Genomic DNA, 22,223 nt, shown 5'->3' with positions numbered 1-22,223 from the left:
AATTGTATCCAATGTTTACTGGGCCAGCCGCATTGGCGACAGGTTCGGTGCTAATCTCAATCCTGGTGCCAGTCTTTCAGCTATGAATGTACAAGGCCGGCACCACCGCCGGCTTGACAGGTTCTCCTACAAGACGCGCGAGTAATCGGTTCGGCGGTGTTGGAGGTGCCGGATGCTAAACTGGACGTTTACGCGCAACAACCAGATCGCCGACCTGTCCGGCCCCAATGGCACATCGCTGACAACCACTCCCCCAGAGCCAGTCTCGCTCCCTGCGAAACCGAAGATCGCCATAGCACTCGGCGGCGGCGCGGCGCGCGGCTGGGCGCATATCGGCGTTTTGAGAGCGCTCGATGAAGAGGGCATCGAGGTCGGCATGATCGCGGGCACATCGATCGGTGCGCTCGTCGGCGGCTGCTATCTCGCCGGCAAGCTCGACGAGTTGGAGGCCTTCGCCCGTTCCCTCACCGTCCGCCGCATTGCCAGCCTGCTCGATTTCGCGATCGGCGGCGGCGGCCTTTTCGGCGGCCTGCGGCTCACCAAGCGCATGCAGGAGCATCTGGAGAATTTCAACATCGAGGACCTCGACCGCCCCTTCATCGCGGTCGCCACGGAAGTTCACAGCGGCCACGAAGTCTGGCTGGAAAAAGGCTCGCTGATCACTTCCATTCGTGCCTCATACGCGCTGCCGGGCATTTTCGAGCCGATCCAGGCGAATGGACGCATGCTCATGGACGGCGCGCTCGTCAATCCCGTCCCCGTCTCTGTTTGCCGAGCCCACGAGCAGCAGCTCGTCGTTGCCGTCAACCTCAACTACGACCTCTATGGCCGCTCCGCGGTCGTCAAGCACAATGCCGGCATGGAGGCCCCCGATGCTCCCGTCAAGACTGGCGGCGCCTATTCGGCCCGACTCGGCATGACGAGCGTCATGGTGCAGGCCTTCAACATCATCCAGGACCGTATTTCGCGCGCTCGTCTGGCTGGCGATCCGCCGGATCTCGCACTACATCCCAGGCTCAACGACATCGGCCTATCCGAGTTTCACCGGGCCGGCGAAGCGATCGAGCGCGGCTATCTGGAGGCAAAGGGCAAGCTCGCCGAGATCAGGCGAATGCAGGAAGCGCTTACCCGCTAGAGCGGGATGAGGAAAAGTGTGTGCGGTTTTCCGCCCGCATCCCGCTCTAACCTATTAGAAGCGATCACGTTCATGATTTTAGGTCGATCCGACCTAAAATCATCGTGATCTAGCGCATGTCGCCCAAAAGTGCGTATCGGTTTGGCTTGATCCCAGCGACGGAATTTCGAGCGGCTCGGCTCGTGCGATAGAGGGCGGCGTTGCACCGCCCTCGCCTTTCACCCGGCAATATAGGCCTTGATTTCCTCGGTCTCCCGTTCGATCGCGCGAATGTGGTATTTGACCACGTCGCCGATCGATACAATGCCGGCGAGGCGCCCCTCCCGCTCGACGGGCAGGTGGCGCGCGCGCAACTTGCTCATCATCTCCATCAGGGTTTGAACGGACATTTCCTCGCGGCAGCAATAGACGTTCTGCCACATCACGGACGATACAGGCTTGTCGAGACAGGCAGCGCCATGTTTGGCGATCGCGGCGACGACATCTCGCTCCGTCATGATTCCGACGATGGTATCATCCGTATCGAGGACAACGACGGCACCAATATGATTGTCATGTAAAAAGGTCGCCACCTGCTGCACCGTCACTTGCGGGGTGACAGTTACAACGTTGTAGCCTTTTTCATTGAGGATCGCTTTCACTGACATACGCACATCTCCCGTTTCGACAATTCCGGGGCTCGCGGGAAGAGGTTCTGGCCGTACCGTTGCTGCGCCCGCGTCCAGCCGTTGGGTCGCGTGCACATGGTCGGCCGCCGGAACCTGCACCCGATATGCGCTCATGCCTCTCCACACGAAACCGCATCGATACCCGGCCTTTCAGCGGCCGCTGCACGTCAGACGTACGGCGACCGTGGGGAATGGTGCGTCAGTACTCCAATGAAATCAAGCCTTGGCGCGGCGCCTTCCGTCTCTTCGAGAGATACGACCATCACAATGGTTCTCTTGTTGAAACAATCCATCCTCGCCTACTGCATGTCTCCTTAAATCGACCTTGAGTTAAGGACAAAGACATGGAGCAATTCAAAGTGCTACAGCGACCTTTGCGCGCCTAATAAGGCGCGCGGCGCTGTAGCGGTGGGCGGAAGGTCGGGGCGATCCGCCTCAGTCGCGCGGATCGAACCACCCGAACAGGAGGAAACCGAAGAGGAAACCGCCGATATGCGCCTCCCAGGCGACACTACCGGCACCACCCATCGAGAAGAGGCCGAGTCCGATGAGGAAATTGGTCAGGAACCAAATCCCCGTGAAGACCAGCACGGAGCGGTTTGTCAGCGTCTCCGCAAGCGAGAGCCGCCGGTTGAGATGGGCGAACTGACGGCTGATGCGGCCGCTCGGCGAAAAGACGAAGCGCGCCGCGGCACCCATGAAGCCGGAGACGACACCGGAGGCGCCGACGACCACCGCCATCTCCCCCCAGTGGAAAACGACATGCAATGCGACCGCCGCTGCCGCCGATAGACACCAGAAGACGGCGAGCCGCGCAACGCCGATCCGCCGCACGACCGGTGCTCCAAACGCGACCATCCAGAAGATGTTGAAGATCAGATGCTCCCAACTGCCGTGCAGGAAGGAATAGGTCACGGGAGTCCAGAGCCAGACGAGACCCTGCTCGCCAAGCGGGATCGTGTAGCGCGCCGGCAGGAAAGCAAAGTTGAGGATCACTTCCTGATCCAGGGTCTCCGGCAGTAGGTAGGTCCTGATCGCGTGGATCGCGATCAGGAACAGCAGGACGAAGGTCAGGCCTTGCGGAAGATTGAAGGCGGGTTCCCGGCTGCGGGTGACCGTGCTTTCGCCATCGACCGGCGTGACCGGCTGATCCTGTTCCATCACTCTCTTCCTGCTCACGCGCCGTTGGCGGTCGTGTCTCTGCCGCCTCGACCGATGCAGGCGACGCCGCGCAAAGGGATAAGCAAACAAAAAAAGGCCGTCCAGCAAAAACTGAACGGCCGTCGAGCCCAAATCCGGTGCTCCAGTCGATGTGCCGAAGGCAACCCTTCGTGAAGTGATAGCGACGGAATGCCAGCCGGCAGCCTCGCGAGCAAGCGAAACCGATCATTAACCTTAATTTCGGCGTGGCACGGAATTCGCTCCGTCTTTTCCAGGATCGAGCGAAAAGCGCCGCCTGTATCACTCCGGCACAGCCGGCCACTTAACAGCGAAGTGAATCGCCCTGATGCACAGCAGAACGACAATGGAACTGTTCCAATACTGGAACGCAGTTCGAGGCGAACGCGACCTTCCCCGCCGGGATGAAATCGACCCGGCGCATATCCGTGCGCTGCTGCCGGATTTGTTCATTCTTCAAAGGAGGGCAAGCGGCGACATTTGCTTCCGCCTTGCAGGCACGCGACTCTGTGCCCTGTTCGGCCGTGAATTGCGCGAGCAGCACTTCTCCGCCCTCTGGTCAGGCTCGGAAGGGGACGGGATCACCCGGACTGCAGACCAGGTGATGAGGCAATGCACGCCCATGCTGCTCTATGGCCGCGGCGCCACGGAGGCCGGTGACGAGCTCGACCTCGAACTGCTGCTTGCACCGCTCGCATCGTCCGACGGCACGAACGACCGGGTGCTCGGCGCCCTCTCCGCCCTGGCCCGCCCGGCATGGCTGCACATGACGCCGCTCACTCATATGGTCGCAACCGGGCTCAGCGTTCCCGATATTGCCCGTAACTTGCCGATCGAGCGGCCCTATGGGAATGCCGCCAGCGTTGCAGGGTCGGGCGGTCGCAACAATCGCAAGCTGTTCCATCTACGCATTCTCGATGGTGGCAAAGGTGGCTGAAAAGCGGATTTATCCAGACTTCCGGCGAACCTTCTATTAACCGGCGACACCTATACTTCCGCGTGCAAGCATACGTCGATCGCAGAGTGACCATGTTCTCGTTTCAGCACGCCCAAAACAGCGGCCCGAGGCCACACCAGGAGAACGCCTTTCAGCGCGTCTCGGTTAATCTCTCGGGACGGCTGATGCTTGCCAATCGCGACGAATATGAATGCACCGCCGTCGACATGTCGCCGGGCGACGTCCTTTTCTCGACGGCCGCCCGCCCGCGCGCCGGCGAGCGCATCATCGCCTATATCGATCATGTCGGTCGCCTCGAAGGTACCGTCTCGAGGCTCGCCGAGGATGCCTTCGTCATTCAACTGAACGCCACCGACCGCAAACGCGAGAAGCTTGCGGCGCAGCTCACCTGGATCGCCAACAAGCACGAACTGGGGTTGCCGGAAGATCGGCGCCATGACCGACTGGCGCCACGCAAGACGGTCACCGAGCTCACCGTCGACACCGGCGAGAAATATATCTGCCGCATCATCGACCTTTCGCTCTCGGGTGCGGCGGTCGATATCGACGTTCGCCCGGCGATCGGCACGGCCGTCAGGCTCGGCAACGGCATGAAGGGCAGGATCGTCCGCCATTTCCAAGAGGGCGTCGCGATCGAGTTTTCCGGCATCCAGGCGCGCGAGGCGCTGACCGAATTCCTCTAAAGCAGAACGATACGCCAACCGTTGAAGCAACTCTGTCCGGGTGCAGCGGCGGTATCGTTCTTCTGCCGACGACTTATCGCCAAGCCATTTCGTGGCAGCGGCCTTGAGGACGTGGACGGTACCTTCAGATTCACCATCGCCACGATCGTTGCGGCTTGAAGCCGCTTCCCGCTTATTTTGAGCCTCGTCTTTCTCGACCGGCGCTTTCGCGCGCCGTCATTGTGAGTTGCACGCGGAAATCGCCCTGTCGTGCTTGGCATCGCTTCACATTGCGTCGACGCACCCGTGCTTGGAGCGGAAATATTCTTTGGTAAATCAACGGTTACGACAAGATCGCCGCTGATTAACTTTATCTCCACCATCTAAACCAGTTCCCGCGTAGGCCGCTGCGGTGGCGCCGCTGCGCCGCACCGCCTGACCGAGGCAGCGGACACGAAAAGCTTCGCGTTTTCAATGCCATACCCGCAGGCTCCGTTCACAGCCGATTTCAATCTCTAAAATTTGAATCGAATTTTATTCTTATTCGTCTTAAATTCTATTCTAGTTTTATTCTTATGCTATTCTCATTTGTACTTGTTTTTACCTCGCATCTTCGCCGGCGATAAAAATCTCTGTGCCATTGTCGAACCATAACGGGGAGACAAACATGCACAAGACAATCGCCAAGACGGCCGCCGCTGTCGCTCTGATCACGGGTCTTCTGGCAGGCCCTGCCCTCGCCCTTCCCGCGAACATGACCGTGGGCGGCTCGACAAACCCACCGGTCGGCCATTACGAATTCTGCAAAAGCCATTCGTCCGAATGTTCGCTGACAAGTCCGGATCGCGGCCCGGCCGTGCTGACACGCGACGGATGGAAGAAAATTCTCGAGGTCAACTACGAGGTCAACCAGACCATCACGCCGATGACCGACATGGAAATCCACGGCGTGGAAGAAAAGTGGTCCTATCCGGACGTCGTCGGTGATTGCGAGGACTATGTTCTCCTGAAGCGCCGCAAGTTGATCGAGAGCGGCTTCTCCGCCACCGATCTCCTGATCACCGTCGTGCTGCAGCCGAACGGCGACGGCCATGCCGTGCTGACGGTGCGCACCGATCGCGGCGATTTCATCCTCGACAATATGCGCAGCAAGGTTTTGCTGTGGTCGGAGACCGAATACACCTTCCTGAAGCGTCAATCGTCGGAAAATGCCGGACGGTGGGTGAAACTGCAGGATGGCCGCGCCGTTGCCGTCGGTACGGTCCGCACCGAGTAAGGCGATCGCAGATCCGCGATGGCCCTTTAGTCTTCGGGCTTCGGTCAGTCTATCCCCGTTAAGATCGAGCCCTTGGGCCGGTTCCGTTTGTCCCCGGAGCCGGCCCCTACTTCATGGTGGCGGGCGCGGCATGGGCTTCATCGAAAATTAACCATGCTGAGCGAGCGTCAGGGAACGTCCTCCGCCGGAATCGTTCCCCTGTGCTGTGCGGATGAACATGTCATCCTCAGTCTGCCACGCCATCGCCACGGACGGCGCCTTTCGTGAACAAGCCCCTCATTCCCGAACCGGATCTTGCCCCCCTTCTTTCGCCACGCTTCACCTACAAGCTCACTGCGATCCTGGGGCTTTTGGCGATCCTGGTGATGGCCGTCTCCCTGTCCAGTCAGTGGCTCGGCGAGAACCTGGCGCGCGCCGGGCACACATCCAGCCGCGAGAGCTTCGACATCTTCATCGGCCAGGATCACCTGCGCCTGCCGGCCAACGTCATTCGCTTCGAGAGCCAGCGCGCCACGGGTATCGTCGAGCGCGTCGATCTCTACCTCACCTGGCCGGCACTCGGCGGCTATAGCGACGAGACCCGCCATGTGTTCAACGATGTCGATCAACCGGAAAAGCTGATCTTCGTCCAAATCGCGCAAAGCACCATGTCGCGCGACATGTCGGGGAGGCTCGAGCCGATCTATCGCCACGTCCTGGAACCCAACGCGCAACCCGCTCCGGCGGGGCTGACCAGATACGACGCCAAGCGGAGTTCCAGCTATGCCGGTGAGGTCTTCTTCACCGCGCCTCGGTCTGAAGGTCCGCCTTTCGTCCTGCGCTGCCTGCTGCCCGAAAGCCCTGCGACGTCGACAAGCGCCGATTGTCAGCGAGACTTTCATGCCGGCAAGGATCTCAGCATCCTCTACCGCTTCTCGGCGAAGTTGCTGCCGGAATGGCAGGCAATCGATGCCTCGATGGAAAGATTCGTTCGAGAGCGACTCGTGCCGTGAATTTGTCAAAGAGTCGTGGTGGACGCTGCCTGCTCGCCGATGCGGCCAGCGGGTGCCATACCCGAACAGACAACCTGCCCCGGAAACCAATCATTCATCATAAACCGATTGGTAACGCTATCCCGATACTGTCTCGGGAACGGTCGTATCCGGGACTTTGTCCGGACGACACCCACGACATAAGAATGAAGAGCAACGCAGTGTCTCGATCCGTTTTTTTTGATCTCGCGAAACGTCCGCTTGGCGGCATTGCAAAGGCGGTGGGACGCGTTGTCCTTGCCGGCGTCGTCGCCGGCCTGGTCTACTCGGCGCCGGCATTGGCCAATTCGAAATATGCCGGCATCGTCGTCGATGCGAAAACCGGCAAGGTGCTTTACGGCGAGGATGCGGACCAGCTGCGCTATCCGGCCTCGCTCACCAAGATGATGACCCTGTATCTGACCTTCGAGGCGCTCGAGGCCGGCCGGATCAGCAAGTCCACACCGGTTCCCTTCTCCAAGAAGGCGGCAGCGGAGCCCCCTTCGAAGCTCGGCGTCCGGGCTGGCAAGGCGATCACCGTCGAACAGGCAGTTCTTTCGCTCGTCACTCGCTCGGCCAACGACGCGGCGACGGCGCTTGGTGAACTGCTCGGAGGCTCCGAGCAGCGCTTCGCCCGCATGATGACGAACAAGGCGCGCGCCCTCGGCATGACGCGCACGACCTATCGCAACGCCAATGGCCTGCCGAATACCGAGCAGAAGACGACCGCGCGTGATCAGGCCCGATTGGGTCTGGCCCTGCGACAGCATTTCCCGCAATATTACGACTATTTCTCGACGCGCAGCTTCCGGTTCGGCAAGCAGACGATCGGCAACCACAACCGCCTCCTCGGCAACGTGCGCGGCGTCGACGGCATCAAGACCGGCTATACGCGCGCTTCCGGCTTCAACCTGGTGACCTCCGCTCAACTCGACGGCCGCAGCATCGTCGCCGTGGTGATGGGCGGGACGTCCGGCGGTGCCCGCGATGCGCAGATGCGCAAGCTGGTGGCCAAGTACATGCCGGCCGCCTCTCGTCGCGGCAACGGCAACCTGATCGCCGAAGCGCCGGCGACACCGGTCGAGACCGTCACGGAACCGGCCATCGCCGCGACCGAAGCGCAAGCCGTCGCTGCAGCGGCGCCTGCCGCCTCGCCCGCTTCCAACCTGCCGAATACCGGTCCGGTACCGGATTTCCGTTACAGCGGCGAGAGCGTGGCGAACGTCGAGATGGCCTATGCGGCCGCGAAACCCGCCTCGGACAACCCGGTACTCACCGCCAAGGCGGCGCCGAACACGCTCGATGCCCAAAGCGCCAAGCTCGCCCGGCAGGCCAACGTCGCTGCCGACGTGGATACGCAGATCACCAATTCGGTCGCCAAGGCGGAAGCGTCGGCCGGTGCGGAGGCAAAGCAGCAGGCCGACGTACAGCCACAGGGCTGGGTCATCCAGATCGGCGCCACGGCCGACAAGGCACAGGCAATGACGCTCCTCGGCAATGCCAAGGAAAAAGGTGGCAAGGCGCTGCGCAATGCCACGCCGTTTACCGTCGCGTTCGGTGACGGTGCGGCCCAGGTCTATCGTGCGCGCTTCGGCGGATTCGACGATCAGAGCAAGGCCGTCAGCGCCTGCAAGGTCTTGAAGAAGAAGGGATTTGCCTGCTGGGCCAGCCAGCAGTGAACGACACGACAGCTGGCGGCCGGATGCGTTTTTCCGGCCGTCCTCCTCGGAATTTGTACAGCGTAACGAGGTTTGTCATGGCAGTGAACGAGAATATCCCCGGTATCGCCGAGATACGGGGAAAAAAGGGAAAGCCGTCGCGCATCGGGTTGCATCCGCTCCATGAAGCGGCCATGCGCATAGCCGATGCCGGCCTTAACCGCTCCAAAGGCAAGACGCGCGATCTGGTGGCGATGCTGCTGACGCACGGTGCCCGCGCCTGGCGCTCGACGCAGCCGCGTGCAGGGATACATCTGCATGTCACGGCAGCCGGGCGTCGGCATCCATTGCGAGTCCGGCTCGGCTGAAACTCAGGCGCAGCGATTTGATCGCCGCAAACGTTTCCTAAAGTAGACCGAGTTCGGCAAGCTCACGCCGCAATTCGAGTGGCATTTCGCCACCGTCGGAGGACAGCGATGCAAGATCGCGCGGCGCCTCCTTTTCTTCCAGATACCGCCAGCCCTGGAAGGCGCGGCGCGGCTGGAGTTCCGTTTCCACCACTTGCGGCCCGAGGATAAGATTGCACCGGCCGATGCCCTCACCGTCGGTGAAGGTCTCGATGCCGATCAACGGCTGGCGTGCCTGTACATAACCCTTGATCACCCAGTAGAGCGATCCGCCCCCCAGGAGGTCGTCCGTGCGTTTCGGTACCATCCGGGTCGTATGGAAGGAATGCGGCTCCAGCCCGGCCGCGATCGCCGCCAGGGCCTTGCGTGAAACCCATTCGCGCAAGTCTTCGACGGATTCCGCGCCGACGCAGAGCTTTATGAGATGCAAAGCCATGGCAATGCTTGAACACCCGACCACCGGTCACGGTCAAGCGGATTACGCAGCCTCGTCCACAAAAGCCGCTTCGGCTTCAGCACTCGACGACGTTGACGGCAAGTCCGCCGGTTGAGGTTTCCTTGTACTTCTCGTTCATGTCGACGCCGGTCTGTCGCATCGTCTCGATGCAAGCATCGAGCGGCACAAAATGCTTGCCGTCGCCCTTGAGCGCAAGCGACGCGGCGGTAACCGCTTTGACGGCACCGAGCGCATTGCGTTCGATGCAAGGCACCTGAACGAGGCCGGCGACCGGATCGCAGGTCATGCCGAGATGATGTTCCAGCGCGATCTCGGCCGCATTCTCGACCTGCTCGGGCGTGCCGCCCATCACGGCTGCGAGGCCCGCCGCCGCCATCGCGGAGGCCGACCCCACCTCGCCCTGACAGCCGACCTCCGCGCCGGAGATCGAGGCGTTGTGCTTGATGATGCCGCCGACCGCGGCGGCCGTCAGAAGATAGTCGCGAATGCCGTCCTGGTCGGCATCCTCATGGAAATGCAGGTAATAGCGGATCGTCGCCGGCACCACGCCGGCCGCACCATTCGTCGGCGACGTGACCACCCGGCCGCCGGCGGCGTTTTCCTCGTTGACGGCCATCGCATAGACGCTCAGCCAATCGTTGGCGAGCAACGGATTGGTCTTGTTGGAGCGCCACTCCTCCTGCAACTTGTCATGAATTGCGCGAGCCCGCCGGCGCACCTTCAAGCCGCCCGGCATGATCCCGTCCTGGCTGAGGCCGCGATCGATGCAGGCGGTCATCGCCGACCAGATGCGGTCGAGGCCGGCGTCGAGTTCCTCCCTCGACATCGAACATTCCTCGTTCGCCCGTTTCATCTGGGCGATCGTCAGTCCGGAGCGGGCCGCCATGTCGAGCATCTGCTGAGCGGTGGCGAAGGGATAGGGAATTTTGACGCCGGCCGGCTTGTCCTTCGACGCCCGCATCGCTTCGAGCTCCGTGTCGGTGACCACGAAGCCGCCGCCGATCGAATAGTAGATCCGCTTCAGCAGCAGCCGGCCGTCGCGGTCGAAGGCCGAAAAGGACATGCCGTTGGCGTGGCCCGGCAGCGGCACCTTCTTGTCGAAGACGAGATCCGCCTTCGGCTGGAACGAATAGGAGGGATGCCCGGGTGGCGTGACGCGCCCGGTTCGTTCGACCTCGTCGATTATGGCGTCCATCCGGTCCGGATCGACCAGATCGGGCCGCTCGCCCATCAGCCCCAGAATCACCGCCCTGCCCGACCCGTGGCCGATGCCCGTATGGGCCAGGGAACCGTGCAGGCTCACCTTGATAGCGCCAACGGCGGCGTGCGACGGCCGCGGCCACTCGTCCGACAGGATGAGATCGAGGAACCGGTTCGCTGCCGACATGGGCCCCATCGTGTGCGAACTCGAAGGACCGATGCCGATCTTGAAAACGTCGAAGACGGAAAGAAACATGAATTGCCTGCCCCAGCGCCTGACAGAGCACCCCGCCCGAGCGGACCAGAGCCCTGTCTATGGAAAATCGAACCTGCCCCGAATCCTTCGAAGATGGTCCGATCGTCCCTTATATAGGGTGAAACCCTATGCGATCCTATGCCGATCGATCAGGCGACCGACCGACATTCGATTTTGTTCGTGCGACATCGGCGACTCGGTTGCGTCGCTTCGACGGGTCCGCACGTCCCGCAGCGATCTTGCATTTTCGAACGGCCATGCCAAAAGACGTGCATGACAATCGAAGATTACATCGCCCTCTGCATCTTCATCCTGCTGTGGGGCAGCTTCAACTGGGCGACCGATGCCCGGCGCAATTTCAAGCGCGTCAACCTGACCCGTTTGATGAACGAATACAGGGCGCGGTGGATTCGCAACTCCCTCAACCGCGACCTGAAGATGATCGACACCCAGATCATCGCGGGCCTGCAGGCCGGCACCGCCTTCTTTGCCTCGACGACCATTTTCGCGCTCGGCGGCTGCTTTGCACTGCTCGGCGCGACCGAGCAGGTGCAGATGATCTTCAACGATCTGCCGCAGGTATTTCGCGGCGGCCGGGCGGGTTTTGAACTGAAGGTCGGCGGACTTACCTGCCTTTTCGGCTATTCCTTCTTCAAGTTCGGCTGGTCCTATCGGCTGTTCAACTACTGCTCCATCCTGATGGGCGGCATTCCGATGACGGCCGACATGTCGCGTGATCGCCAGGCCGCCGAACGCGCCGCAGAGCGTGCGATCCGAATGAACATCCTTGCCGCCAAGCATTTCAATGCCGGGCTCAGGGCGATCTTCCTGTCGATCGGCTATCTCGGCTGGTTCATCAGCCCCTATGTCTTCATCGTGCTGACGGGCCTGGTGATTTTCGTACTGCTGCGCAGGCAATTCTTTTCCGAAGCACGCGACGCGCTGCTTGCAGACGCGCAATAGATCGCGCAACGCTCTCCGGATAGTCGATCATCGCGATGCGACTGCGAAATGCCGAACGCACTCCCCTTCTCCCAACAGGAAGGCGACGCCATGCCTGACACTCCTGCGACGACGATCGACGAAGCACTGGCTCCGCAGCCGAGTATGAGGCGGTCCGGCCGAATTGATCTCCTCGATGCGCTGCGCGGGCTCGCCCTGGTCGCCATGGCGATCTACCATTTCACCTGGGACCTCGAACTCTTCGGCTATGTGGCCGCGGGCACGGCGGGAACGGGCGGCTGGAGGCTCTTCGCCAGGCTGATCGCCAGCAGCTTCCTGTTTCTCGCCGGCTACAGCCTGGTGCTCGGCCATAGTCCGAAGTTCCGGGCGCGCCCATTCCTGTGGCGTTTCGCCAAAATCGCCGGGGCGGCAGCGCTCATCAGCATTGCCACCTGGTTCGCCTTTCCCGACTCCTTCATCTTTTTCGGCATTCTCCATGCAATCGCGGCGGCAAGCCTCGTCGGGCTTGTCTTCCTGCGACTCCCGCCGCTGGTCACCTTCCTGGCCGCCGCTGCGGCGTTCGCCGCGCCGCTCTATCTGCGCTCGGCTTTTTTCGACACGCCGGCATTCTGGTGGGTCGGGCTCTCCGAAACGATCCCGCGCTCGAACGATTACGTGCCGCTGCTGCCATGGCTGGCGCCGTTCCTCCTCGGGCTCGGTGCGGCGAAGCTGTTCCACCCGATGCTCGTCGCCCGGTGGCGACCCGCGCAAGGCGACGAAGGGAATCGCAAGCTGTGGATCAGGCCGCTCGCCTTCGGTGGGCGCCACAGTCTGGCCATATACCTCATACACCAGCCGCTGCTCATCGGGCTTGTTTATGCCTTTTCTCTCGTCGTCCCCGCCCCCGTTCCCGATCCGGCGCAGGCCTATCGCCAGAACTGCGAACGGGCCTGCAACAGCCAGGACCCGGCCATCTCGTGCAGCACCTTTTGCGGTTGCACGCTCGACCGCCTGAAGGCGCAGAACCTGTTCGAGGACCTAAACCAGGGGAAGATCGACTTGAGAACGGATGAACGCATTGCGCGAATCGCCACGCAGTGCACAATGGAAGCACAGTCGGGGGACTAGGACATGAATGCCTATCGTGCCAAGCCGCTGAGTTTTCCGTGGCCTCCGCTGATCTATGGCGCGGCGGCCCTGGCGGCCTTGGTACTTGGCCGCGTTGCTCCCATCCCCGTCGCCCACGGACATGGCTGGGTTCCGTGGCTGGCGGGATGCGCCTTGATCCTCATGGCGGTTTCACTTGATCTCTGGGCCGTCAAGACCCTCCTCGATCGCCATACGGCGGTACTTCCCCACCGTTGCGCAACCTGCCTCGTCACCGGCGGGCCGTTTCGCTTCACCCGCAATCCGATCTATCTCGGCTATACCTTCGTGATGGTCGGCGTGGGGCTGATCACCCTCAATCCCTGGTTCTTCGTCATGGGAATCTTCGCCGTCGCGCTGACGACGATGATCGCCGTCCGCAACGAGGAGCGTCACCTGCTGTCGCGTTTCGGTTTCGAATTCGAACGCTATTGCCGTTACACGACGCGATGGATCTGAGCGGCGCACGAAAAAAGGCGGCGCGCGGCCACCTTTCGACGAAACACAGACAATTTGCGCGTTACGTTACGTCCCGACGCCGATCTCGGCGAGGCGCGTCAGGCAGGCTTCTTCGACATTGTCGAGCTCGGCAAGCGTATCGTCGATGTCCTTGCGCTTCTGCCGCAGATCCTCGCGCTTCTCCTCGACGCGCTTCATGAGAAGCTGCAATTGGCCCATTTCGCCCGGAGGGTCCTTGTAGACCGCAATAATCTCGCGGATTTCGGCGATGGTGAAGCCGATGCGCCGGCCCCGCAGGATTTCCTTGATCAGATGCCGATCGGCTGGCCGAAACAGGCGCGTGCGTCCGCGGCGCTCCGGGTGGATCAGCCCTTCATCCTCGTAGAAGCGCAATGTTCGGGTGGAGATACCGAATTCCCGCGTCAGTTCCGTGATGCTATAGTACTTGTTCACGCCCGCCATTCCATCAAATCACACGCTCACTATCATTGACTTTGACGTAAAAGTCAAACAGCTCATGTGACGTGGAACCACCACGTGGCAATGCCGAGGAAGCTGAAGAAGCCGGTGACATCCGTAATCGCCGTCACGAAGACCGCGGAGGAAACGGCCGGGTCGGCGCCGGACTTATCCAGGAGAAGAGGGATCAGGATGCCGGCGAGCGCCGCCGCCATCATGTTGATCAGCATGGCCGTTGCGATGATGCCGCCAATATCCGGGTCCTGAAACCAGAGGCCTGCCACAAGACCGATGAGGCTGCCGAAGATCATGCCGTTCAGGAGGCCGACGCCAGCCTCGCGGCGGATGATCCGCGATGCATTGTGGATATCGAGGCCGCGCGTCGCGAGCGCCCGCACCGTCACCGTCATTGTCTGGGAGCCGGCATTGCCGCCCATGCCGGCAACGATCGGCATGAGGATAGCAAGCGCGACGATCTGCTGGATCGTCGCATCGAAGAGGCCAATGACGGAGGCGGAGATGCAGGCCGTCATCGAATTGACGAACAGCCAGGGAACGCGCGAGCGGGACGCCTCGGCGACAGAGTCCGACAGTTCCTCGTCGCCGACGCCGCTCAAACGCAGCAGGTCCTCTTCGGCTTCCTCCTGGATGACGTCGACGACGTCGTCGATCGTCAGCACCCCGACCAGGCGCCCGTTGTCGTCGACGACCGCCGCCGACAGGAGGTCGTACTGCTCGAACAGCTGAGCCGCTTCCTCCTGGTCCATTTCGGCCGGGATCGCGTGACTCGTGTCGCGCATGATCGCATCGATCTTCACCGATCGCTTGGCGCGCAGCACGCGGTCCAGATCGACGGTGCCGAGCAGTTTGAAGGTTGGGTCGATCACGAAGATCTGCGTGAAGCTGTCCGGGAGATCGTCGTCCTCGCGCATGTAGTCGATCGTCTGGCCGACGGTCCAGAAGGGCGGCACGGCCACGAACTCGGTCTGCATGCGCCGGCCGGCGGTGCTTTCCGGATAGTCGAGCGAACGGCGCAGGCGGACGCGCTCGGTGAAGGGCAGCTTGGCGAGGATCTCTTCCTGATCCTCCTGATCGAGGTCCTCGAGAATGTAGACCGCATCGTCGGAATCCATCTCGCCGATCGCCTCGGCAATCTGCTCGTTCGGCAAATGCTCGACGATATCGAGGCGGATCGCCTCGTCGACCTCGGTCAAGGCCGCAAGGTCGAACTCCTTTCCGAGCAACAGAACCAGCGCCAGGCGCTGCTCCGGTTGGATCGACTCGAGCAGGTCGCCCAGTTCGGACGAATGGAGTCCGGCAACGTGTTTGCGGAGATAGATCGTATCGCGATCGGCGATCGCGGCACCGACATGCATCAGGAAATCCGAGCGTACCGAGCCGTCGTCGGCATAGATGTCCGAGCCTTCAAAGGCAGCGATTTCTTCGGAACCGCGGTCGTCGTCGCCTGTATCGCTCATGGACCCGCCCTCCAAAAGTATACGCTGCCCGAACTTGCGCTATAACCAGCCCATTGCCCTGCTAGCGCAAAGCTCCGTCAAGGTCCATACATCGGCAACGGGCCCTGGACCTTTTCTCCAAGCTGTTGCAAATGCACATGAAAAAAGTGAAAGGAGTAAGGCTTGCCGGCTCCGCTCGAAAACGACAGGTCGGCATCCACGCATGAGAGACCCGCATGGCCCTTCGACCCATCATCCGGTTCCCCAACCCGGCGCTCGGCATGAGCGCCGAAATGGTCACCCGCTTCGACAGCAGCCTTCGCAGTCTCGTCGATGACCTCACGGATACGATGCGTGCGGCCCCCGGAATCGGCATCACCGCGCCGCATATCGGCGTGCTGCAGCGGGTGACCGTGATCGAGCTGGAGCGCCAGGCAGGTCCGCGGACCTTCGTCAATCCGCAGATGATCTGGTGCTCTGAGGAGACAGAGCGCCACAGCGAGGGCAGCGTGTCGATGCCCGGCATTTCCGAAGAGGTGGAGCGTCCGACCAGCATTCGTGTCCGCTATCAGACGATCTCGGGCGAGACGCTCGAGGAGGAGGCAAGTGGACTGATGGCCGTCTGCCTTCAGCACGAAATCGACCAACTCGACGGCATTTTCTGGATCCGCCGATTGTCGAGGCTGAAGCGTGAGCGGGCGGTGAAACGGTTTGAAAAGCTGAGCTGACGTCTGATCAACGTGCCAAGGTTGCACGACAGCGTCCAGTTCAATAGGGTCGCGGCATTTCCGGAAGCGGTCTCGAATCGGACGCAGAGCTGCCCGCGGCAGTGCCGGAGTAAAGCCGAAGGACATGCGATGAAATTTTTGCGCCTCACCCTCCTCTGCGCCCTGGTCCTCACGGGATGCACGGCCACGCCAGATCTCGAGCCGCTGCCCGGAAGTCTCACCTACGGGGAAACGGCCTCCACCCGAAAAACCCAGGCCGCGCCGGGCACGAAGATACAGAACCGTTTCCTGCATGAGGGCAGAACCGTTTACGAGACCTACGAGGTTCAGCCCGACCACACCTACAAGCTCATTCGCCGCAGCATGGTCGATTCCCTCGGCGACTAAATCGGAACATTGCAATGCCAAGCCCGTTCTCCAAGGAGAAATCTAGAGCGGGAGGGGCTCACATACGTTCGCGCCGCCGCTCTAAACCTTTGTTTTTGCCGCATTTGTGCGACGTCAGGTGATTCCACCTGACTGCAAAATGCTCTAAGGAGACGATGCGATGGCCAAATATCTCGATGAACGCGGCGATCCGGCAACCGCGACGCACGACGCCGACCGGGAGACGTTTTCCGCCGAGGAGGCGAAGCAGGGCCGCAGCGGCACGGCCATACTGGCCGTACTCCTCGGCGGGCTGCTTCTGGCCTTCGTCGTTTGGGGCGGGGTCGCAATTTGGGGCGAAAGCACGGACAGCGACCGAACGACGGAAACCGAGCAGGTTCAGCCCGCCCCCTCGACCGAACAAACGGGTAGTGTCAATCAAGATCAATCCGCTCCGGCAATACCCGCGCCGACGGATCGGGATCCGACCGCCCAAACCGGAACCGGCGGAGACGTACAGCAAGTTACGCCCGACGGTACGGAGAAGTGACCTACAGCGCCGCGCGCCTTATCAGACGCGCGGCGCTGTAGATCCTGAAGCGAATTGTTCTGCAATGGCCCGCGTCGCCGAATGCGGGCCACTTTTCTATTCCTCTATATCGGCCGTCGAGCACTCGTAGAGCGTCTCGCCCGTTTCGGCCTCGACACCGGCCAAGCTGACTTCATAGCCCCACAGATGGCGGACATGCCGGAGCGTGGCGTCGCGGCTGGTCTCCTCGAGGAGAACGCCATTCTTGATATTGTGCTGCAGCCGCAGGTGGCGATCGCCCAGGAGGTCGACATCCATGACCTGGATGTCCGGCTGGTTCGCGCCGATATCATAGCTGCGCGCGAGGGCCGCGCGGATGGCCTCATAGCCGCGTTCGTTATGGATCGAGGCGACCTCACAGTATTTCTCGTCCGCCTCGTCCGACAACAGGAACAGCCGGAACTTGCGTATCAGCGACGGGCTCAAATACTGCAGGATGAAGGACTCGTCGCGGTGGTTCGCCCAGGCATCCAGCAACGTCTCGCGCCAATTGCCGCTGCCGGCGATTTCGGGGAACCAGTCGCGGTCTTCGGAAGTGGGATCGACGCAGATCCGCTCGATGTCCTGCATCATGGCGAAGCCGAGCGCATAAGGGTTGATGCCGGGAAAGCGCGGATCGTCGAACGACGGCTGAAAGACGACGTTGGTATGGCTCTGGAGAATCTCCAGCATCGCCCCTTCGGTTACTCTCCCCTGATCGAAGAGAGTGTTCATGATGGTGTAGTGAACGAAGGTCGCGCATCCCTCGTTCATCACCTTGGTCTGCCGCTGCGGATAGAAGTACTGGGCGATGACCCGGACGATCCTGAGGATTTCCCGCTGCCAGGGCTCAAGGATCAGGCTGGTCTTCTCCAGGAAATAGAGAAGGTTTTCGTCCGGCAGGTTAAGCGCCTTCTTGCGCTCCATCACGTCGCGTTCGACCGCGTCCGGGTCGCTGCTCTCGCTCGTCGTTGGAAGCGTCCGCCACAAGTCGCTAAAAGTCTGCTCCTCGTATTCGAGCCTCTCGCGCATCCGTTCCCGTTCCTTTTCCGACGACAGCCGCGGCGGCCGGCGGTAGCGGAAGACACCCTGATCCATGAGGGCATGGGCGGAATCGAGAATGGCCTCCACGGCCGTGGTCCCGTAGCGCTCCTCGCATTTGATGATGTATTTCTTGGCAAACTCCATGTAACTCAGGATGGCGCTGGCATCTGTCCATTGGCGAAACAGGTAATTGTTCTTGAAGAAATGATTGTGGCCGAAGGCCGCGTGCGCCGTCACCAGGGCCTGCATGGCCATGGTATTCTCCTCCATCAGGTAGGTGATGCAGGGATTGGAGTTGATCACCAGCTCGTAGGCCAGTCCGCGCCTGCCCCTGCGATAGAGATTGTCCTCGAAGACGAAGCGCTTGCCGAAGGACCAGTGCTGGTACATCAGCGGCATGCCGACGGAGGAATAGGCGTCGAGCATCTGTTCGGAAGAGATGATCTCAAGCTGATTGGGATAGACGTCGAGCCCGAGGTCCTCGAGCGCAACCGTCTCGATCGCGTCATAGGCGCGCGAGAGCGTTTCGAAATTCCAGTCAGAGCCCTGGAACAGGAGGTTTGAAGCCGCACCCTTTTTTGGCATTCCGGTCGCCTCTCACTTACGCACTTGCACAGCCGGCTGTTTGCCGAAGAGTTTCCGGAAGACGGGGTAGATGTCGGCCGGTTTGGCGATACGGGTCATCTGGAAATTCGGCCACTCGCCATCGACCGTCCGATAGGCGCGCCAGAGCGAGGTCCCGTTGTCGGTGGTGCCGAAAATCTCGGTTTCGCGCTCGTCGATGATCTCGACATAAGCGTAATACTGGCAAAGCCGCATCAGGTCGTCGTGCAAGAGCGACGCGCAACGCTCCGAGTCGCCGGAGATGTTCTCGCCATCCGAGGCCTGGGCAGCATAGATGTTCCATTCGCGGGCCGGATAGCGTTCCCGAATGACGCGGAGCATCTCCTCGAGCGCCGTCGAGACGATCGTGCCGCCGCTCTGCTTGCTGTAGAAGAAGGTATTCTCGTCCACCTCGCCGGCCTCGTCGGTGTGGCGAATGAAGACGATATCGATCCTGTCGTAGCGTCGCTTCAGAAAGAGGTGCAGCAGCACGAAGAAGCGCTTGGCAAGGTCCTTCTCGCGCTCGCCCATGGAAGCGGAAACATCCATCAGGCAGAACATCACGGCACTGGCATTCGGCAGCGGCTGCTGCTCGAAGCGGTTGAAGCGGATGTCGACCGGATCGACGTAAGGAATGCGCCGACGCCGCCGTTCCAGCTTTTCCAGCTTCTGGCGCAGTTCCTCGAGATGCTGCAGGTGTTTTGCGCCGGCGTTCGGCTCCACCTCCAGCCTGGCGATCTCCTCGGCAATCGCCTCCATTTCCTTCCGCCCCGGCCGGTGCAGGGCGATACGGCGACCGAAGCTGTTGCGCATCGTGCGGCCGACATTGATGTTCATCGGCGATCCGGTTGCGGCAAAGCCGGCGCGGCGCCGTTTGAAGGCGACGGACTCCTTCAGGTTGAGCTTCACCATATCGGGGAGTTCGAGGTCCTCGAAGAAGAGATCGAGTACTTCCTCTCGCGAAAGGACGAATTGAAATTCGTCCTGGCTCTGTCCGGTTCCGGCACCCGCGCCCGTGGCGCCCCCGCCGGAAGACCTCTTCGGAAGACGATCGCCGGCAGCGAACTCGCGATTGCCGGGCAAGACATATTGCCTTTCGCCGGAATCGCCGGCCGGCTGGAACGTCGGTTCACTAACGCCCCGCGCCGGCATCGACACGTTGTGTTCGGCGTCGACGTCGGTGATCTTTCCCGACTTGACCTGTTCCTTGATCGCTCGCTTCAGTTCCTCGCGCGCGCGCTTCAGGAAGCGCTGCCTGTTACCGAGACTCTTGTCCTTCGGGTTAAGGCGGCGGTCGATAAAGTTCGGCATATGCTGCCCCCTGGAAACCGCACCCTTAGCCTGCCTTGTTGACGCGCATGTACCAGTCGACCAGTCGACGCACCTGCCGTTCGGTGTAGCCACGCTCCGCCATGCGCTGGACGAATTCGAAATGTTGCTTCTCGGTCGCGCTGTCTTTCTTGGAGCCGAAGCTGATAACCGGCAGCAGGTCCTCGACCTGACCGAACATCCGTTTCTCGATGACTTCCCTGAGTTTCTCGTAGCTCGTCCAGGACGGGTTGCGGCCGTGGTTCTTGGCACGGGCGCGCAGCGTGAACTTGACGACCTCGTTGCGGAAGTCCTTCGGGTTGGCAATGCCGGCCGGCTTTTCGATCTGCGACAGTTCGCTGTCGAGGATCTTGCGGTTGAGGATCTGGCCCGTATCGGGATCCTTGAAGTCCTGATCCTCGAGCCATGCGTCGGCATAGGCGATGTAGCGGTCGAAGAGGTTCTGGCCGTATTCGCTGTAGGATTCCAGATAGGCTTTCTGGATTTCATGGCCGATGAATTCGGCATAGCGGCTGGCAAGCTCCGACTTGATGAAGTCGAGATAGGCCGCTTCGGTTTCCTTCGCGAACTGCTCGCGCTTGATCGCCTGTTCCATGATGTACATCAGGTGAACAGGATCGGCGGCGACCTCCTTCGTATCGTAGTTGAAGGTCTCCGACAGAACCTTGAAGGCGAAGCGCGTGCTGACGCCGGTCATGCCTTCGTCGACGCCCGCGGCGTCGCGATATTCCTGGACCGAGCGCGCCTTCGGATCGACATCCTTGAGGTTCTCGCCGTCATAGACGCGCATCTTCGTGTAAAGCGACGAGTTCTCATGCGGCACCAGCCGCGTCGAGACGGTAAAGCGGCTCAGGATCTCCAGTACCTCCGGAGCGCAGCGATTGTTGAACAACTCGCTCTCACGAAGAAGCTTCTCATAGATCATCTTCTCTTCGGTGACGCGCAGGCAATAGGGAACCTTGACCACCAGGATGCGGTCGAGGAACGCCTCGTTGTTGCGGTTGTTCTTGAACTGGAGCCATTCCGATTCGTTCGAGTGCGCCAGGATCGTTCCCTGATAAGGGAAGGCACCGAAATTCTCCGTCCCGTTGTAGCTGCCCTCCTGGGTCGCCGTCAGAAGCGGGTGCAGCACCTTGATCGGCGCCTTGAACATCTCGACGAATTCCAGCAGCCCTTGCGTCGTGCGGTTCAGGCCGCCACTATAGGAATAGGCATCCGGATCCGCCTGGCTGTAGTTCTCGAGTTGGCGGATGTCGACCTTGCCGACCAGCGAGGAGACATCCTGGTTGTTTTCGTCCCCAGGCTCTGTCTTGGCGATGGCGATCTGACGCAGGCGCGACGGCGTAAGCTTGACGACGCTGAATTTCGATATGTCGCCGCCGACCTCGTCGAGCCGCTTTGCCGCCCAGGGGGAAATCAGGCCGGTAAGCCTCCGCCGAGCGATGCCGTATTTGTCCTCGAGGAGGTCGGCCATGCGCTCGGGATGAAACAGGCCCAAGGGAGATTCGAAGACCGGGCTGATCTTGCCGTCGACCATCAGCGTATAGATCGGCCGCTGCTCCATGAGCTTCTTCAGCCGCTCCGCAAGCGAAGACTTGCCGCCGCCGACCGGGCCAAGGAGGTAGAGAACCTGCTTGCGCTCCTCGAGACCTTGGGCAGCATAGCGGAAGTAGCCGACGATCCGCTCGATCGTGTCCTCCATGCCGAAGAAATCGGAAAAGGCCGGATAGATCTTGATGGTTCTGTTGGAGAAGATTCGGCCGAGGCGCTCGTCAGCGCTGGTATCGACGAGGACCGGTTCGCCGATGGCATCCACCATCCGCTCCTGCGCGGTGGCATACATACTCTTGTCGTCGCGACATGCGAGGAGATATTCCTGCAGACTTATCTCTTCTTGCGCTGCACTCGAATAGATCTCCGAAAAGAGGTCGAAGACGTCAGATTCACTCCTTTGCATCGTGCTCTCCCGCGGCAAGCCGCTTGGTTGAACCGGGATCGCTGCCAGTCGGGCATTGCTTCAAGTGAACGGTTTGCTGACTTCAAAGTTCCTTCTTAACCGGCACTGCAAGCGGATGCCGAAGCAGCAGCTCACGACGACATCCGCACATCAGTTCGGGACCGATCGATCGGCGCCTCATCAAGGATTGAGAACGCCATTCCGCAAGACTCGTCGCTCTGTCACCCCGTCATGCCGGCGCTTCTCGCGAATCCGTCATGACAATAAGAGCATAACCAAAAGCCGGCCTTTCGCCGACT

General features: G+C 61.1%; 22 protein-coding genes. 13 read left to right on the top strand and 9 right to left on the bottom strand.

Annotated features, from left to right (window positions below):
• Window positions 1-172: 172 nt before the first annotated feature.
• Window positions 173-1,135, top strand: a complete 963-nt coding sequence (locus tag NGR_RS17530; RefSeq protein ID WP_012707813.1) for a patatin-like phospholipase family protein — start codon at window positions 173-175, stop codon at window positions 1,133-1,135.
• A gap of 218 nt (window positions 1,136-1,353) precedes the next feature.
• Here the strand turns inward: NGR_RS17530 and NGR_RS17525 are convergent, their stop codons facing one another.
• A complete protein-coding gene (locus NGR_RS17525) occupies window positions 1,354-1,782 on the bottom strand; it encodes a CBS domain-containing protein (RefSeq protein ID WP_012707812.1) in 429 nt (142 codons plus the stop codon).
• A gap of 456 nt (window positions 1,783-2,238) precedes the next feature.
• On the bottom strand, window positions 2,239-2,964 hold the full coding sequence (locus NGR_RS17520) for a rhomboid family intramembrane serine protease (protein ID WP_012707811.1): 726 nt from the start codon (window positions 2,962-2,964) through the stop codon (window positions 2,239-2,241).
• Window positions 2,965-3,310: 346 nt separating this feature from the next.
• Between NGR_RS17520 and NGR_RS17515 the strand changes: the two genes are divergently transcribed.
• The 6 genes from NGR_RS17515 (at window position 3,311) to NGR_RS17490 (ending at window position 8,914) form a co-directional block, all read left to right on the top strand.
• Window positions 3,311-3,919, top strand: a complete 609-nt coding sequence (locus NGR_RS17515) for a PAS domain-containing protein (protein WP_164924281.1) — start codon at window positions 3,311-3,313, stop codon at window positions 3,917-3,919.
• A gap of 92 nt (window positions 3,920-4,011) precedes the next feature.
• A complete protein-coding gene (locus NGR_RS17510; RefSeq protein WP_012707808.1) occupies window positions 4,012-4,623 on the top strand; it encodes a PilZ domain-containing protein in 612 nt (203 codons plus the stop codon).
• A 646-nt stretch (window positions 4,624-5,269) separates the two neighbouring features.
• The gene (locus NGR_RS17505) at window positions 5,270-5,878 is read left to right on the top strand and encodes a transglutaminase-like cysteine peptidase (protein WP_012707807.1); all 609 of its coding nucleotides are present in this window, start codon (window positions 5,270-5,272) and stop codon (window positions 5,876-5,878) included.
• Window positions 5,879-6,141: 263 nt separating this feature from the next.
• On the top strand, window positions 6,142-6,870 hold the full coding sequence (locus NGR_RS17500; protein ID WP_012707806.1) for a membrane protein: 729 nt from the start codon (window positions 6,142-6,144) through the stop codon (window positions 6,868-6,870).
• Window positions 6,871-7,049: 179 nt separating this feature from the next.
• Entirely contained in the window at window positions 7,050-8,567 is a 1,518-nt protein-coding gene (locus NGR_RS17495; protein ID WP_164924609.1) for a serine hydrolase, read from the top strand.
• A 77-nt stretch (window positions 8,568-8,644) separates the two neighbouring features.
• Complete coding sequence (locus tag NGR_RS17490) at window positions 8,645-8,914, top strand: hypothetical protein (protein WP_164924280.1); 270 nt, start codon at window positions 8,645-8,647, stop codon at window positions 8,912-8,914.
• A 37-nt stretch (window positions 8,915-8,951) separates the two neighbouring features.
• On the opposite strand, the gene NGR_RS17485 is transcribed toward NGR_RS17490, so the two are convergent.
• Together NGR_RS17485 and NGR_RS17480 are read right to left on the bottom strand one after the other, a co-directional pair.
• Entirely contained in the window at window positions 8,952-9,389 is a 438-nt protein-coding gene (locus NGR_RS17485; protein WP_012707803.1) for a DUF1489 family protein, read from the bottom strand.
• Window positions 9,390-9,465: 76 nt separating this feature from the next.
• Window positions 9,466-10,866: an L-serine ammonia-lyase gene (locus tag NGR_RS17480; protein ID WP_012707802.1), complete on the bottom strand. Its 1,401-nt coding sequence runs from the start codon at window positions 10,864-10,866 to the stop codon at window positions 9,466-9,468.
• Between the two features lie 273 nt (window positions 10,867-11,139).
• Between NGR_RS17480 and NGR_RS17475 the strand changes: the two genes are divergently transcribed.
• The 3 genes from NGR_RS17475 (at window position 11,140) to NGR_RS17465 (ending at window position 13,413) form a co-directional block, all read left to right on the top strand.
• On the top strand, window positions 11,140-11,829 hold the full coding sequence (locus NGR_RS17475; RefSeq protein ID WP_012707801.1) for a DUF599 domain-containing protein: 690 nt from the start codon (window positions 11,140-11,142) through the stop codon (window positions 11,827-11,829).
• A 90-nt stretch (window positions 11,830-11,919) separates the two neighbouring features.
• On the top strand, window positions 11,920-12,936 hold the full coding sequence (locus NGR_RS17470) for a heparan-alpha-glucosaminide N-acetyltransferase (protein ID WP_012707800.1): 1,017 nt from the start codon (window positions 11,920-11,922) through the stop codon (window positions 12,934-12,936).
• Between the two features lie 3 nt (window positions 12,937-12,939).
• Complete coding sequence (locus NGR_RS17465) at window positions 12,940-13,413, top strand: methyltransferase family protein (protein WP_012707799.1); 474 nt, start codon at window positions 12,940-12,942, stop codon at window positions 13,411-13,413.
• A 66-nt stretch (window positions 13,414-13,479) separates the two neighbouring features.
• Here the strand turns inward: NGR_RS17465 and NGR_RS17460 are convergent, their stop codons facing one another.
• Together NGR_RS17460 and mgtE are read right to left on the bottom strand one after the other, a co-directional pair.
• Window positions 13,480-13,875, bottom strand: coding sequence for a MerR family transcriptional regulator (locus NGR_RS17460; RefSeq protein WP_014328101.1), 396 nt, complete (start codon window positions 13,873-13,875; stop codon window positions 13,480-13,482).
• A gap of 53 nt (window positions 13,876-13,928) precedes the next feature.
• A complete protein-coding gene (gene mgtE, locus NGR_RS17455; protein WP_012707797.1) occupies window positions 13,929-15,350 on the bottom strand; it encodes a magnesium transporter in 1,422 nt (473 codons plus the stop codon).
• 215 nt (window positions 15,351-15,565) lie between these two features.
• Here mgtE and NGR_RS17450 point away from each other — a divergent pair, with 215 nt between their 5' ends.
• The 3 genes from NGR_RS17450 to NGR_RS17440 all read left to right on the top strand — a co-directional run bounded on the left by NGR_RS17450 (window position 15,566) and on the right by NGR_RS17440 (window position 16,973).
• Window positions 15,566-16,057 (top strand): peptide deformylase, encoded by a 492-nt coding sequence (locus NGR_RS17450; RefSeq protein ID WP_012707796.1) that lies wholly within the window; start codon window positions 15,566-15,568, stop codon window positions 16,055-16,057.
• 129 nt (window positions 16,058-16,186) lie between these two features.
• Complete coding sequence (locus tag NGR_RS17445) at window positions 16,187-16,444, top strand: hypothetical protein (protein ID WP_164924279.1); 258 nt, start codon at window positions 16,187-16,189, stop codon at window positions 16,442-16,444.
• Window positions 16,445-16,604: 160 nt separating this feature from the next.
• The gene (locus NGR_RS17440; protein ID WP_012707795.1) at window positions 16,605-16,973 is read left to right on the top strand and encodes a hypothetical protein; all 369 of its coding nucleotides are present in this window, start codon (window positions 16,605-16,607) and stop codon (window positions 16,971-16,973) included.
• 96 nt (window positions 16,974-17,069) lie between these two features.
• Here the strand turns inward: NGR_RS17440 and NGR_RS17435 are convergent, their stop codons facing one another.
• The 3 genes from NGR_RS17435 to NGR_RS17425 are packed head-to-tail and all read right to left on the bottom strand — an operon-like array spanning window position 17,070 to window position 21,924.
• Window positions 17,070-18,620, bottom strand: a complete 1,551-nt coding sequence (locus NGR_RS17435) for a SpoVR family protein (RefSeq protein ID WP_012707794.1) — start codon at window positions 18,618-18,620, stop codon at window positions 17,070-17,072.
• A gap of 12 nt (window positions 18,621-18,632) precedes the next feature.
• Entirely contained in the window at window positions 18,633-19,949 is a 1,317-nt protein-coding gene (locus NGR_RS17430; RefSeq protein ID WP_012707793.1) for a YeaH/YhbH family protein, read from the bottom strand.
• Window positions 19,950-19,974: 25 nt separating this feature from the next.
• Complete coding sequence (locus tag NGR_RS17425; protein ID WP_012707792.1) at window positions 19,975-21,924, bottom strand: PrkA family serine protein kinase; 1,950 nt, start codon at window positions 21,922-21,924, stop codon at window positions 19,975-19,977.
• Window positions 21,925-22,223 lie beyond the last annotated feature (299 nt).

Origin of the sequence: Sinorhizobium fredii NGR234 (assembly GCF_000018545.1) — a bacterium.
GTDB classification, from domain to species: domain Bacteria; phylum Pseudomonadota; class Alphaproteobacteria; order Rhizobiales; family Rhizobiaceae; genus Sinorhizobium; species Sinorhizobium fredii_A.
Note: the sequence above shows the minus strand (reverse complement) of the source record. Positions and strands in the feature narration are given on the sequence as shown.

Bases quoted from the DNA above. Each gene is read 5' to 3' on its own strand.
- NGR_RS17530 (WP_012707813.1), top strand. From the start codon at position 173: ATGCTAAACTGGACGTTTACGCGCAACAACCAGATCGCCGACCTGTCC.
- NGR_RS17525 (WP_012707812.1), bottom strand. From the start codon at position 1,782: ATGTCAGTGAAAGCGATCCTCAATGAAAAAGGCTACAACGTTGTAACT.
- NGR_RS17520 (WP_012707811.1), bottom strand. From the start codon at position 2,964: ATGGAACAGGATCAGCCGGTCACGCCGGTCGATGGCGAAAGCACGGTC.
- NGR_RS17515 (WP_164924281.1), top strand. From the start codon at position 3,311: ATGCACAGCAGAACGACAATGGAACTGTTCCAATACTGGAACGCAGTT.
- NGR_RS17510 (WP_012707808.1), top strand. From the start codon at position 4,012: ATGTTCTCGTTTCAGCACGCCCAAAACAGCGGCCCGAGGCCACACCAG.
- NGR_RS17505 (WP_012707807.1), top strand. From the start codon at position 5,270: ATGCACAAGACAATCGCCAAGACGGCCGCCGCTGTCGCTCTGATCACG.
- NGR_RS17490 (WP_164924280.1), top strand. From the start codon at position 8,645: ATGGCAGTGAACGAGAATATCCCCGGTATCGCCGAGATACGGGGAAAA.
- NGR_RS17485 (WP_012707803.1), bottom strand. From the start codon at position 9,389: ATGGCTTTGCATCTCATAAAGCTCTGCGTCGGCGCGGAATCCGTCGAA.
- NGR_RS17480 (WP_012707802.1), bottom strand. From the start codon at position 10,866: ATGTTTCTTTCCGTCTTCGACGTTTTCAAGATCGGCATCGGTCCTTCG.
- NGR_RS17475 (WP_012707801.1), top strand. From the start codon at position 11,140: ATGACAATCGAAGATTACATCGCCCTCTGCATCTTCATCCTGCTGTGG.
- NGR_RS17470 (WP_012707800.1), top strand. From the start codon at position 11,920: ATGCCTGACACTCCTGCGACGACGATCGACGAAGCACTGGCTCCGCAG.
- NGR_RS17465 (WP_012707799.1), top strand. From the start codon at position 12,940: ATGAATGCCTATCGTGCCAAGCCGCTGAGTTTTCCGTGGCCTCCGCTG.
- NGR_RS17460 (WP_014328101.1), bottom strand. From the start codon at position 13,875: ATGGCGGGCGTGAACAAGTACTATAGCATCACGGAACTGACGCGGGAA.
- mgtE (WP_012707797.1), bottom strand. From the start codon at position 15,350: ATGAGCGATACAGGCGACGACGACCGCGGTTCCGAAGAAATCGCTGCC.
- NGR_RS17450 (WP_012707796.1), top strand. From the start codon at position 15,566: ATGGCCCTTCGACCCATCATCCGGTTCCCCAACCCGGCGCTCGGCATG.
- NGR_RS17445 (WP_164924279.1), top strand. From the start codon at position 16,187: ATGAAATTTTTGCGCCTCACCCTCCTCTGCGCCCTGGTCCTCACGGGA.
- NGR_RS17440 (WP_012707795.1), top strand. From the start codon at position 16,605: ATGGCCAAATATCTCGATGAACGCGGCGATCCGGCAACCGCGACGCAC.
- NGR_RS17435 (WP_012707794.1), bottom strand. From the start codon at position 18,620: ATGCCAAAAAAGGGTGCGGCTTCAAACCTCCTGTTCCAGGGCTCTGAC.
- NGR_RS17430 (WP_012707793.1), bottom strand. From the start codon at position 19,949: ATGCCGAACTTTATCGACCGCCGCCTTAACCCGAAGGACAAGAGTCTC.
- NGR_RS17425 (WP_012707792.1), bottom strand. From the start codon at position 21,924: ATGCAAAGGAGTGAATCTGACGTCTTCGACCTCTTTTCGGAGATCTAT.